This window comes from Actinacidiphila sp. bgisy144 (genome assembly GCF_057708105.1).
Map to the genome: position 1 here is coordinate 70,457 of NZ_JBYIRM010000024.1, position 12,095 is coordinate 82,551.

The window sequence follows — 12,095 nt, forward strand, 5'->3', positions numbered from 1 at the left end:
GGTCGTGCGATTAGGATGCGTCACATTGTCATGTGAACGGTCACTGAGAATCGAGGTCCTGCGTGTCCGACCGGCCGACCCTGCGGACCGTCGCGGCGGAGGCGGGCGTCTCCCACCAGACGGTCTCCCGGGTGATCAACGGCGACCCCACGGTCACCGAGCCGGTGCTCGACCGGGTGCTGCACGCGATGCGCGTGCTCGGCTACCGGCCCAGCGCGGGCGCGCGCGCCCTGGCGAGCGGCCGCACCGAGGTGGTCGGCGTCGTCCTGCCGCACAACCCCGGCTTCGCCTTCTCCAACGACCACCTGATCCGCCTGGTCCAGGGCGCCGACCAGGAACTGACCACCCGCGGCTACGGCCTGCTGCTGTCCACCCGCGAGGTGCCCGACGACCCGTCCTCGGCCTACCGCCGCTTCGTGCAGCGCCGCCAGGTCGACGGGCTGCTGGTGGAGGCGGGCGCCGGCGGAGACTCGCTCGCCGCGCTGCGCACCGCCGACTATCCGACGGTGGTGATCGGCTACACCGCCGAGGACTTCACCTGCGTCCACCCCGACGACGAAGGCGGCGCCTACGCGGTGGCCCAGCACCTGCTGGCCCTCGGGCACCGCCGGATCGCGGTGGTCGACGGGCCGCCCGAGAGCCGGCTCGCGATGGCCGCGCGGATGCGCGGGGTGCGGCGGGCCTTCGCCGACGCCCGCCGCGAGATCCCCGCCGACCTGCTGGAACAGGGCGACTTCACCGCCGCCTCCGGCCACGCGGCGGCCGGGCGGCTGCTCGCCCGGGCCGACCCGCCCACCGCGATCTTCGCCTTCAACGACGGCATGGCGCTGGGCGCCGGGCGCCGGCTGCGCGAACTGGGCCGGGACCTGCCCGGCGAGGTGTCCCTGGCCGGCTTCGACGACACCGAGGCCGCCGACCTCGTCGACCCCGCGCTGACCAGCGTCAGCCTGCACAGCGTGGACGTCGGCCGCCGCGCCGCGCAGATCCTGCTCGACCTGATCGACGGACGGCCCCCCGCCGAGCGGGAGATCGTCATGCCCAGCACGCTCAAGGTCCGCGCGTCCACCGCCCCGCCCACCGCCGGCTGAAGCAGCCCGCCGCACACGCCGCCGCCTGCCCCCCACGCCGCCACCTGCCGGACCCGCCGCCGAAACCGCCGGACCGGCCCCGTACCGAAGCGCACCCCGCGCGCACCGCACCACCCGGAAAGGACCGTCGTACCGATGGAGAACGCCCCACACCCGAGCCACCGCCCGGAAGGCGGCTACGTCGAGGACGTCTCGCCCGGCACCGGTCGGCTGCGGCCCCGCGCGTCGTTCGCCTCCGACGCGCCCGAGTACTCCCTCGACGGCCGGTGGAGCTTCCGGCTCGCCGCGGGACTGCACGACCTCACCCCCGGCTTCGAACAGCCCTCCTTCGAACCCGACGCCGGCAGCGGCTGGACCGGCATCGCGGTGCCCTCCTGCTGGCAGATGGACGGAATCCCCGGCCCCGGCCGCTTCGGCGCCCCCGCCTACACCAACGTCACCTTCCCGATCCCCGTCGACCCGCCGCTGGTGCCCGACGAGAACCCCACCGGCGAGTACCTGCGCACCTTCGACGTCGAGGACGGCTTCGGCACCGGCACGGCCGTCCTGCGCTTCGAGGGCGTCGACTCCTGCTTCGCGGTCTGGCTCAACGGCCACCTGCTCGGCGACGGCAAGGGCAGCCGGCTGCCCACCGAGTTCGACGTCACCGAGGTGCTGCGCCCCGGCCGCAACGTCCTGGCGCTGCGCGTCCACCAGTGGTCCGCCGCGACCTACCTGGAGGACCAGGACATGTGGTGGCTGTCGGGCGTCTTCCGCTCGGTGCGGCTGCTGTCCCGACCGGCCGGCGGCATCGACGACTTCTTCGTGCACGCCGACTACGACCACCGAACCGGCACCGGCACCCTGCGCGTCGACGTCCGCGGCGACGCCCGGCTCAGCGTGCCCGAACTCGGCATCGCCGACGCCGACCCCGCCGGGCCGCACACCGCGGCCGGCATCGAGCCCTGGAGCGCGGAGCGGCCGCGGCTGTACGCCGCCGAACTCGCCACCGCCACCGAGCGGGTGCCGTTGCGCATCGGCTTCCGCCGGATCGCCGTCGAGGACGGCGTGCTCACCGCCAACGGCACCCCGCTGCTGCTCAGCGGCGTCAACCGGCACGAGTGGGACCCGGTCACCGGCCGCACCCTGACCCGCGAGACCATGCTCGCCGACGTGCTGCTGATGAAGCGGCACAACATCAACGCCGTCCGCACCAGCCACTACCCGCCCGAGTCGGCCTTCCTCGACCTGTGCGACGAGTACGGCCTGTGGGTCGTCGACGAGTGCGACCTGGAGACCCACGGCTTCGCCGAGAACGGCTGGCGCCGCAACCCCAGCGACGACCCGGCCTGGCGCCCCGCGCTGCTGGACCGGGCCGAGCGGATGGTGGAGCGGGACAAGAACCACCCCAGCGTCGTCATCTGGTCGCTGGGCAACGAGTCGGGCGTCGGCGAGAACCTGCGGGCCATGGCCGAGTGGATACGCGACCGCGACCCGGACCGGCTCATCCACTACGAGGGCGACTGGGACAACTGCGCCTACACCGACCTGTACTCCGCGATGTACGCCGACTACCCCGCGGTCGCGGCGATCGGCGCCGGCCAGGAGCCGCGCACCGGCGACCCCGCCCACGACGCCCGCCGCCGCGCGATGCCGTTCGTGCTGTGCGAGTACGCCCACGCGATGGGCAACGGCCCCGGCGGACTGCGCCAGTACCAGGAGCTGTTCGAGCGGCACCCCCGGCTGGCCGGCGGCTTCGTGTGGGAGTGGATCGACCACGGGGTGGCGCAGCGCGCCGCCGACGGCACCCTGTACTACGCCTACGGCGGGGACTTTGGCGAGCCGGTGCACGACGGCAACTTCGTCGCCGACGGCCTGCTGCTGCCCGACCGCACCCCCTCGCCCGGCCTGCTGGAGTACGCGAAGGTCATCGAGCCGGTCCGGATCACCGCCCGCGCCGACGGCGGCGGCATCGAGGTGCGCAACCTCCACCACACCCGCGACACCGGCTACCTGCGGTGGACCTGGCTGCTGGAGGTCGACGGCGAGCAGGCCGGGGAGGGCGACTGGACGGTGGCGGCCACCGCGCCCGGCGCGACCGGCCGCGCCGACTGGCCCGAGGCGCTGCTCAAGGCGCTGGAAGCGGCCGGACCGGGCGAGCGCCGGCTGACGGTCGGCGCGCAACTCGCCGCCGACGAGCCGTGGGCCGGCGCGGGCCACACCGTCGCCTGGGCGCAGTTCGCCCCCGCCGTCGAGGGCGCGCCGGACGCCGCCCGACCCGGCGGCGGACTCCCGCAGGCGGCCCCGCGGTTCACGCCGCCCGCGACCTCGGGCACCGCGGTGCCGCGCCGCTCGGGCAGCACCGTCACCCTCGGCGACGCCGCGTTCGACACCGTCACCGGCACCCTGGTGCGCCTGGGCGGCCTGGCGCTCACCGGCCCGCGGGTGGACATCTGGCGGGCGCCCATCGACAACGAGCGCCGCTCGCCGCTGCTGGAGCAGTGGCTGCGCGCCGGGCTGCACCGGATGCGGCACAAGGTGCTGGACATCCGCGCCGGCGAGGACACCCTCACCGTGCGCACCAAGCTCGTTCCGGCCGGCCTGGACGTGGCGCTGCTCGCCGACTACCACTGGTCCACCGCCCCCGGCGGCGGCCTCGTCCTCACCCTGGACACCGCGCCGACCGCGCCCTGGCCGGTGCCGCTGCCGCGCCTGGGCGTCGCGCTGACGCTGCCGGGCACGCTGGACCGGGTGAGCTGGTTCGGGCTCGGCCCGGGCGAGGCGTACCGGGACAGCGAGGAAGCCGTCCGCGTCGGCCGCTACGCCGCCACGGTCGCCGCACTCCAGACGCCGTACGTCTTCCCGCAGGAGAACGGCAACCGGCGGCATGTGCGGTGGGCCCGCCTGACCGCGGACCCGGCGGCGAACGCGAGTGGCACCGCGGGCGGCGGGGGAGCCGTACCGGGCCTGGCGATCACCGGCGCCCCCTGGTTCGACCTGACCGCCAAGCCCTGGTCCACCGAGGCGCTGTCGCAGGCCGCGCACACCTGCGACCTGCGGCCCGACGGCCGCACCCACCTCAACCTGGACCTCGAACACCACGGCCTGGGCAGCGCCTCCTGCGGCCACGCCCTCCAGCCCCGGCACGAACTGGCCGCCCTCCCGGCCCGGTTCACCCTCACCTTCGCCGCGATCGGGCCCGAGGCGGGTGAGGGCGCGGGGTGACGGTGCGGGGCGGTGCAGGGTGACGGCGCGGGGCGGCGCGGGGCGGCGCCCCCGAACCCGCCGGATGTAGGATGATCCGGCGAGACAACGTTGGCCCACCTCTCGGCGCCACGTCGCCGAGGGGGACACCACGTGACTGCACCGAGCCCGGGCCCGAGCGGCGCCGCCCCGCGGCGCCCGACGATGGCCGACGTCGCCCGCGCGGCCGACGTCAGCCTCAAGACCGTCTCACGGGTGGTCAACGGCGTGTCCACCGTCGACCCGGAGATGGCCGCCCGGGTCCGGGCGGCGGTGGCCCGACTGGGCTTCCGGCGCAACAGCATGGCCCGCGACCTGCGCACCCGCAGCACCTCCGCCACCGTCGGGCTGCTCATCGAGGACCTCGCCAACCCGTTCTACGCGCTGATCGCCGCGGCCGCGGCGCAGTGCGCCCTGGAGAACGACACCCTGCTGATCACCGCGAGTTCGGAGGAGGACGCCGAACGGGAGCGCCGGCTGCTGCTCCAGATGTGCGAACGGCGCGTGGACGGGCTGCTGGTGGTGCCCGCCGGCAGCACCGCCGACCACGTCTACCTGCGCTCCGAGATCGAGATGGGCACCCCCGCGGTGTTCCTGGACCGGCCGCCGACCAATGTGCGGGCGGACACCGTCCTGATCGACAACGCGGCCGGCGCGCGGTCCGCGATCGAGCACCTCACCGCCCGGGGGCACGAGCGGATCGGCGTGGTGTCGGACTGGCTGAGCATCCACCCGATGTCCGAGCGGCTGTCGGCCGCCGAGGCGGCCCTGGAGCGCGCCGGGCTGCCCTACCGGCCGGACCTGATCCGCTTCGGCCTGCACACCGTGCCCGACACCGAGGCGGCCGTCGCGGAGATGCTCGCCGGGCCGCAGCCCCCCACCGCGCTCTTCGCCCTCAACAACCGCCTCACCCTCGGCGTGCTCGGCGCCCTGAACCGGCTCGGCCAGGACGTCGCCGTGGTCGGCTTCGACGACTTCGAGACCGCCGGGCTGATGGCGCACCCGCTGACCGTGGTCTCCTACGACGCCCGCGCCATCGGCCGGATCGGCGCCGAACTGCTCTTCCAGCGCATCGCCGGCGACACCTCCCGCCCCCGCACCGTGGTCGTCCCCACCACCCTGGTCGAGCGCGGCTCGAGGCCCCCCGCCTGAGGCGCTCCGCCCTCAGCCGTCCTGCGGGCCGGCCAGCGGCACCCGCCACTCCAGCCGGGTGCCGCCCCCCGCGGCCGGGCCGACCTCGAACGTCCCGCCCAGGGCCCCGGCCCGCTCGGCGAGGTTGCGCAGGCCGCCGCGCGGCGCCCCGGGCGCGATGCCCGCACCGTCGTCGCGCACGGTCAGCTCCAGCGTGCCGGCCGCGGCCCGCAGCGTGACATGGACCCCGCGGGCGCCGGCGTGCCGGGCCACGTTCGACAGCGCCTCGTCGAGCACCGCGACGGCCTCCTCCGCGACCGCCGGCGGCACCTCGGTGTCGATCGGACCGGCCATCTCCAGCGACGGGTTGAAGCCCAGCGAGGCGGCCGCGCGCTCCACCCCGTCCGCGACCCGCGCGCGCAGCCCGTGCCGCTCGGCCGCCCGGTCCCGCAGCCCGAAGATCGTGGTCCGGATGGTCCTGATCGTCTCGTCGAGGTCGTCGACCGCGCGCGTGATCCGCTCGGTGGCCTGCGGGTGGTCGACGAACCGCAGCGTGCTCTGCAACGTCATGCCCGTCGCGAACAGCCGCTGGATCGCCCGGTCGTGCAGGTCCCGGGCGATCCGGTCGCGGTCCTCCAGCACGGCGATCTGCTCCGCGTCCCTGCGGCGCGCGGCCAGCTCCAGCGCCAGCGCCGCCTGCCCGGCGAAGGCCAGCAGCGGCGCGGTCTCCTCGTCGCTGAAGGGCGCCGCCCCTTCGGTACGGGCCAGCAGCAGCACACCGCGCACCCCGTCGTCGGTGACCATGGGCACCGCCACCACCGGCCCCAGGCCGCGCCACCTGGCCGGCCGCGCGGCCGCGGTCGCCCGGGGGTCCTTACGGATGTCGGCGGTGGAGATCCGCTCCCCGGTGGACAGCGCCGCGCCCATGAACGAGCCGTCCACCGGCAGCACCAGGCCGCGGTGCGCCTCGGCGTCCACGCCCAGCGCGATCGCCACCCGCAGATCGGCGCCCCCGGCGACCGGCAGCGCCAGCACACCGAGGTCGGCGCCCAGGATGCGGCCGGCGTCGCCGACGATCCGCTCCAGCACCTGCGACTGCGGCGCGCCCGACAGCAGCGCGCGCACGATCTGCGCGTTCGCCGCCAGCCAGCGCTGCCGCCGCCGGGCGGCCTCGTACAGCCGGGCGTTGTCGATCGCGATCCCCGCCGCCACCGCGAGCAGCCGCAGCATCGTCTCGTCGTCCGCGTCGAAGTCCGCGCCGCCGCGCTTCTCGGTGAGGTAGAGGTTGCCGAAGACCTCCCCGCGCACCCGGATCGGCACACCGAGGAAGGTGTGCATCGGCGGGTGGTGGGGCGGCAGGCCGTAGGACGCCGGATGCTCCGACAGCTCGGACAGCCGCAGCGGCCGCGGGTCCCGGATCAGCTCGCCGAGGATGCCGTGCCCGGCGGGCAGCGCTCCGATCCGCCGCGCGACCTCCGCCGGCACCCCCACCGTCAGGAACTCCGACAGCCGCGTGCCCTCGACCACGCCCAGCGCCCCGTACCGGGCGTCGACCAGCGCCACCGCGGACTCCACGATCCGGCGCAGCAGATGCGACAGATCCAGCTCGCTGCCCACCGACAGCAGCGCCTCCAGCAGGCCGTGCACGCGCGCCCGCGCGCCGTGCTCGACATCGGCGCGCGCCTGCATCTCGTCCAGCAGGCGGTCCAGTTCCGGCCCGGGCCGGCGGCCGTCGTCGCCGAGGCTGTCGCCCACCGCATCCTCCACCCGCCCGATACCACCCGATCCGGTCCGCCCGATCCCGCCCGACGCATGCCGCTGACCACCGCACGCTAGCCGCGCCCGCGCGCCGCCCGGCGCACCGACGCCGGGCACGGCCCGCGATCCGCCCGCGATTCCGCCCGACCGGGCGCACCCGGGGCCGAACGGCCCAGCGGCCCGCTCCGGGCGGCCCTGCCGCGACGGGCGCGGCTCCGGCAGCGTGGAGGGCACAGCCGCACGGAGGATGCCATGGCCACGCCGACGCTGGACGACACGACACTGGACCGGCTGATCTCGGCCGCGGTCGCCGCCCCGTCGATCCACAACTCCCAGCCCTGGTGCTACCGCCTCGACCCCGCCACGCTCACCGTCGAGGTGCACGCCGCCCCCGAGCGGCGCGTCCCGCACGCCGACCCCGACGGGCGCGCCCTGCACCTGTCGGTCGGCGCCGCCCTGTTCAACCTGCGCGTCGCGGTGGCGCACTTCGGCTGGGAGCCGGTGGTGCGGCTGCTGCCGCACGCGCCCGACCCGGGCCACCTGGCGTCCGTACGGCTCGCCGGGCCGCGGCGCGGCGACGGGCGCACAGCGGCGAACCGTGCGAACGCGCGGCTGTACGAGGCGCTGTGGCGCCGCCACAGCAACCGCTTCCCCTTCTCCGACCGGCCGGTGCCCGAGGACCTGCTGCGCGAACTGGCGACCACCGCGGGCGACGAGGGCGTACGGCTGGTCCTGCCCGACCCGGCGGAGGCCGCCCGGCTGCTGGAACTGACCGCCCGCGCCGACTGGTACGAGTCCGCGGACCCGCGGCGCCGGGAGGAGTCCCGCTCCTGGGTGCGGGACGGGGCGGCGGACGGGGTGCCGTCCTCGGCGATTGGCCCGCGCGACGAGCAGGGCCGGATGCCGGTACGGGACTTCTCCGCGGCGCCGCCGGTGCGCAGGCCCCCGCCGGGCCCCTTCGAGACCCACCCCGTGGTCGGCGTGCTGTCCACGCGGCAGGACGAGCCCGCGGACTGGCTGCGCGCCGGGCAGGGCCTGGAGCACGTGCTGCTGCTCGCGACCGCCCACGACCTGCGGGCCTCGCTGCTCCACCAGGCGCTGGAGTGGCGCGAGCTGCGCTGGGCGCTCAACGACCCGCACGGCGGGATCGGCCATGTGCAGATGCTGATGCGGCTGGGCTACGGCCCGCAGTCCCCGCCGACGTCCCGGCGCCCGGCGCGGGACGTCCTGGCGCCCCCGCGGCCGCCCGGTAGCTGACCGGACGGGCGGTGCCATCGACCCCGGCCCGGGACCGGTCGGCCCCTGCGCCCGGGCCCGGGCGCGGACGACCATGGAAGCGCGGACGCCGCCGGGCCGCGCCCGAAGAGGCCGGCCGCCGAGAACGCAAGGCGAGGTCGCCTTGGACCTGCGCGGCCCGCACGGCAGCGGGCTGCCGGAGCCGGCCCGCGGGTAGACCGTTCGGCCCTAGAAATCCGGGCGGCCGCCGCCCCATGATCGTTGTCACGGGACAGGAGGCGGTTCGGGCGGAAGGGCGCAGTGGGATGAGTGAGGCGCGGCGCGGTGCAGCGCAGGGGCCGATCAGGGTGTTCCTGCTGGACGACCACGAGGTCGTGCGGCGCGGTGTGCGCGACCTGTTGGACGCCGAACCCGGCATCGAGGTGGTCGGGGAGGCGGGCACGGCCGGCCAGGCGCTCGCCCGGGGGCCCGCGCTGCGGCCCGACGTCGCGGTGCTGGACGTGCGGCTGCCCGACGGGGACGGCGTCACCGTCTGCCGCGAACTGCGCTCGCGGCTGCCCGCCCTGGGGTGCCTGATACTCACCTCGTTCGACGACGACGAAGCACTGCTGGACGCCATCATGGCCGGCGCCGCGGGCTACGTACTGAAGCAGATCAAGGGCTCGGACCTGGTCTCGGCGGTGCGCACCGTCGCGTCCGGGCAGTCGATGCTCGACCCGGCCACCACCACCCGCCTGATGAGCAGCCTGCGCGGCGGCGAGGAGGACGCGGACCCGCAGGCACGGGCGCTGTCCGGGCTGACCCCCAGGGAGCGGGAGATCCTCGGCCTGATCGGCGAGGGCCTGACCAACGCGCAGATCGGCCGGCGGCTGTACCTGTCGGAGAAGACGGTCAAGAACAACGTCTCCCGCCTGCTGGGCAAGCTCGGGGTGGAGCGGCGGGTCCAGGCCGCCGTCATCGCCACCGAGGACGCCGCCCACCGCGCGGAGCACGACCCGCCCGGTGGGCGCGGCCGCCGCTGACCGCGCGCCGCCGCGCCGCCCGGAGGACTCCGGTCAGCCGCCGTGGATCACCGCGACCGGGCACTGCGCGTGGTGCAGCACCGCGTGCGTCACGCCCCCGAAGGGCGCACGGAAGCGGTGGGTGGGCCGCCGGGCGCCCAGGACCAGCAGGTCGGCGTCCTCGGACGCCGTGACCAGGGCGCCGCCGGTGGACCGGGTGCGGACCGTCTGCTCGGTGATCTCCAGGTGCGGGAACTCCTCGCGCAGCGGCCGCACCGTCCGGCGCGTGGCACCCGCCTCGTCCGCCGCGACGGCCGCCACGTCGTCGACCATCGGGACCATGCTCCCCACGCCTTCCAGGAACATCCAGGCGCTCACCACCCGCAGCGCGGCGCCGCGGGCGAGTGCCGAGCGCGCGGCGAACCGCAGCGCGTCGCGGTCGCCGTCGTCGCGCGCCGCCGCGACCACCACCCCGCGCTCCGGCTCCGGCACCCGGTGCACCACGACGAGCGGACCGCGGGCGCGGGCCGCCGCGCGCAGGCCGACCGAGCCGAGCAGCAGGCCGGAGAAGCCGCCCAGGCCGCGGGAGCCCACGACGGCGGTGCCGGTCGCGCCCGCCGCCTCCAGGACGCTGTCGGCGGGGTCGCCGCGGCTGAGCACGGTGTCGACGGCCAGGTCCGGGTACCGGGCGGTGACGAGGTCGACGGTGTGCCGCAGGCAGCGGTCGGCGTCCTGGAGCAGCTCCTGGAGCCCCTCGGGGCCGACGTAGCGGGTCTCGTCGCTGCCGAGCGCGGACACCACGGTCAGCGGCCGGCCGCGGCGCGCGGCTTCCTCGGCGGCCCACAGCACGGCGACCCCGGCGGGCGCCGAACCGTCCGTGCCGACCACCACGGGCCCCAGGCCCCCGCTGGCCTCTGCGCTGTCCATGGCTCCTCCAAAGGTGTCGGGTGCGCAAGGCCCCCCTCATGACCGATTCTGTGCGCGGCCGCCGGTCGGGCGCATGGGCCCTTCGGGCCCGCGCGGCCGGGCACCGGCGGTGCGCCGGCGGGCCGAACGGCCCCTGGGACAGGGCCGGCCGGCCCGGGGCATCGGCACCGCAGGACCGCTGCACCGCCCACCGCGGACGAGGAGCGTGGGAGCCGAGAGGGCGGCGGGGCCGGCACGGGCTGCCCCCGCCGGCGGTCGACCGCCCGAACACGACAACGGAGGAGCGACAGCCATGGCTTCACGTCAGATGGAACGGCGTCCGCGCTGGATGCCGCCGTTCGCGGACTGGATCGACGACCTTCCGTTCGACCTGCGCCTGCCCGGCGAGCACATGATCCGGGTCGAGGAGAGCACGACGGAGGGCGCGTGGACGATGAAGGCGGAACTCCCGGGCGTCGACCCGGACAAGGACGTCGACGTCACCGTCCAGGACGGCGTCCTGACCGTGCACGCCGAACGGACCGAGGAGGCGACGGACACCAAGCACCGCTCCGAGTTCCGGTACGGCTCCTTCACCCGCAGCGTGGAGCTTCCGCCCGGCGTGAAGGAGGAGGACATCTCCGCCGACTACGACAGCGGCGTCCTGACGGTGACCGCGCCGGTCGGCACCCCGGCCGAGACCGAGCCGCACCGCGTGCGGATCGCCAGGAAGCCCTGAGCGGCGCCGGCCGCGGGCCGGGCGCACGGCCGCCGCCCTGCGCCCGACCCGTTCGGCCGCGCCGACATGACGACGTGACGACGTGACGACGGTGGCGAACGGGCCACCGCGGCCCGTCAGGTGACGGCGGTGCCCGACGGCGACGGCCGCAGCTCGCTCGTCACGTCGACGACCCCTTCGACGGCGCGGGCCAGCCGGGCCGCCAGCCCGATCAGCCCGGGCTCCAGCACGTCGCCGCGCAGCGCCACCCGCCCCTCGTGCACGGTCACCCGCACGTCGGGCTCCCCGGGGAAGAGCACCTCCACGACCTGGCGGCGCACCTCGCCGGCGAGCTCCTCGTCGGTGCGCAGGAACGCCTTGAGCAGGTCCGCGCGGCTGACGATGCCGCTCAGCCGGCCGGACGCGTCGATCACCGGCAGCCGCTTGACGCCCCGCACGGCCATGATCCGGGCGGCCTGCGCCAGCGTGGAGCCGGCGTGCACGCACACCGCGGGCGCCGTCATCAGCCGGTCGGCGGTGACGGCCTCGGCCTTGTCCAGTCCGGGCCGCCGCTCCTCGCGGTCGTAGCGGTTCGGCGGCACCGCCCGGAACTCCTCCTTCGGCAGCAGGTCCGCCGCGGAGACCACGCCCACCACGCGGCCCTCGCCCTCGAGCACCGGAAGGGCGCTGACCTTCCAGTGCTTCATGGTCCTGACGATCTCCTTGAAACTCGCGTCCCGGCCGACGGCGACGACGGTGCGGGTCATCACGTCCCCGACGGTCATGGGTGAGCTGAACATGGTCGCCTCCCGCGGCGGCGAGGACGCGAGCCCGCCGTGCGGACCGTCCGGCCGCCTCGGTCTCCAGCATCGCGCACCCGCCGCCCGCGGCGCTGGGGCCGATCGGGCCCTACCGCCCGCACCGGTCCCGCGCGCGGGGCGGTAGGGCGGCGAAGGGTAGGGTGTGCGCTGTCAGGGGCGGCACGCGAGCCGCCCGGCCGGGGCCGACGACGCCCCCGCGGAACCCGCGAGCAGG

The 12,095-nt window shown here is 76.1% G+C and carries 9 protein-coding genes; 6 read left to right on the forward strand and 3 right to left on the reverse strand.

Features of this window, described 5'->3' with window-relative positions; genetic code table 11:
- Positions 1-62 precede the first annotated feature (62 nt).
- From AC3EVP_RS25445 to AC3EVP_RS25455, 3 genes are all read left to right on the forward strand, one after another.
- Positions 63-1,088: a LacI family DNA-binding transcriptional regulator gene (locus AC3EVP_RS25445; RefSeq protein ID WP_435133434.1), complete on the forward strand. Its 1,026-nt coding sequence runs from the start codon at positions 63-65 to the stop codon at positions 1,086-1,088.
- Positions 1,089-1,223: 135 nt separating this feature from the next.
- A complete protein-coding gene (locus tag AC3EVP_RS25450; protein WP_435133437.1) occupies positions 1,224-4,292 on the forward strand; it encodes a glycoside hydrolase family 2 TIM barrel-domain containing protein in 3,069 nt (1,022 codons plus the stop codon).
- 132 nt (positions 4,293-4,424) lie between these two features.
- Positions 4,425-5,462, forward strand: a complete 1,038-nt coding sequence (locus AC3EVP_RS25455; protein WP_335972806.1) for a LacI family DNA-binding transcriptional regulator — start codon at positions 4,425-4,427, stop codon at positions 5,460-5,462.
- Positions 5,463-5,474: 12 nt separating this feature from the next.
- Here the strand turns inward: AC3EVP_RS25455 and AC3EVP_RS25460 are convergent, their stop codons facing one another.
- Entirely contained in the window at positions 5,475-7,130 is a 1,656-nt protein-coding gene (locus AC3EVP_RS25460; RefSeq protein ID WP_435133550.1) for a GAF domain-containing sensor histidine kinase, read from the reverse strand.
- 321 nt (positions 7,131-7,451) lie between these two features.
- On the opposite strand from AC3EVP_RS25460, the gene AC3EVP_RS25465 reads away from it, so the two are divergent.
- Complete coding sequence (locus AC3EVP_RS25465; RefSeq protein WP_435133441.1) at positions 7,452-8,456, forward strand: Acg family FMN-binding oxidoreductase; 1,005 nt, start codon at positions 7,452-7,454, stop codon at positions 8,454-8,456.
- Positions 8,457-8,740: 284 nt separating this feature from the next.
- A complete protein-coding gene (locus tag AC3EVP_RS25470; protein WP_335972796.1) occupies positions 8,741-9,457 on the forward strand; it encodes a response regulator in 717 nt (238 codons plus the stop codon).
- Positions 9,458-9,490: 33 nt separating this feature from the next.
- Here the strand turns inward: AC3EVP_RS25470 and AC3EVP_RS25475 are convergent, their stop codons facing one another.
- Complete coding sequence (locus AC3EVP_RS25475) at positions 9,491-10,363, reverse strand: universal stress protein (protein WP_435133445.1); 873 nt, start codon at positions 10,361-10,363, stop codon at positions 9,491-9,493.
- A 292-nt stretch (positions 10,364-10,655) separates the two neighbouring features.
- On the opposite strand from AC3EVP_RS25475, the gene AC3EVP_RS25480 reads away from it, so the two are divergent.
- The gene (locus tag AC3EVP_RS25480) at positions 10,656-11,081 is read left to right on the forward strand and encodes an Hsp20/alpha crystallin family protein (protein ID WP_335972790.1); all 426 of its coding nucleotides are present in this window, start codon (positions 10,656-10,658) and stop codon (positions 11,079-11,081) included.
- Between the two features lie 116 nt (positions 11,082-11,197).
- On the opposite strand, the gene AC3EVP_RS25485 is transcribed toward AC3EVP_RS25480, so the two are convergent.
- The gene (locus AC3EVP_RS25485; RefSeq protein WP_435133448.1) at positions 11,198-11,860 is read right to left on the reverse strand and encodes a CBS domain-containing protein; all 663 of its coding nucleotides are present in this window, start codon (positions 11,858-11,860) and stop codon (positions 11,198-11,200) included.
- Between the last annotated feature and the right edge of the window lie 235 nt (positions 11,861-12,095).

What these genes read in the sequence shown, in the direction of transcription:
- AC3EVP_RS25450 (WP_435133437.1), top strand. Translation starts at nt 1,224, where the DNA reads ATGGAGAACGCCCCACACCCGAGCCACCGCCCGGAAGGCGGCTACGTC.
- AC3EVP_RS25460 (WP_435133550.1), bottom strand. Translation starts at nt 7,130, where the DNA reads ATGCAGGCGCGCGCCGATGTCGAGCACGGCGCGCGGGCGCGCGTGCAC.
- AC3EVP_RS25465 (WP_435133441.1), top strand. Translation starts at nt 7,452, where the DNA reads ATGGCCACGCCGACGCTGGACGACACGACACTGGACCGGCTGATCTCG.
- AC3EVP_RS25470 (WP_335972796.1), top strand. Translation starts at nt 8,741, where the DNA reads ATGAGTGAGGCGCGGCGCGGTGCAGCGCAGGGGCCGATCAGGGTGTTC.
- AC3EVP_RS25475 (WP_435133445.1), bottom strand. Translation starts at nt 10,363, where the DNA reads ATGGACAGCGCAGAGGCCAGCGGGGGCCTGGGGCCCGTGGTGGTCGGC.
- AC3EVP_RS25480 (WP_335972790.1), top strand. Translation starts at nt 10,656, where the DNA reads ATGGCTTCACGTCAGATGGAACGGCGTCCGCGCTGGATGCCGCCGTTC.
- AC3EVP_RS25485 (WP_435133448.1), bottom strand. Translation starts at nt 11,860, where the DNA reads ATGTTCAGCTCACCCATGACCGTCGGGGACGTGATGACCCGCACCGTC.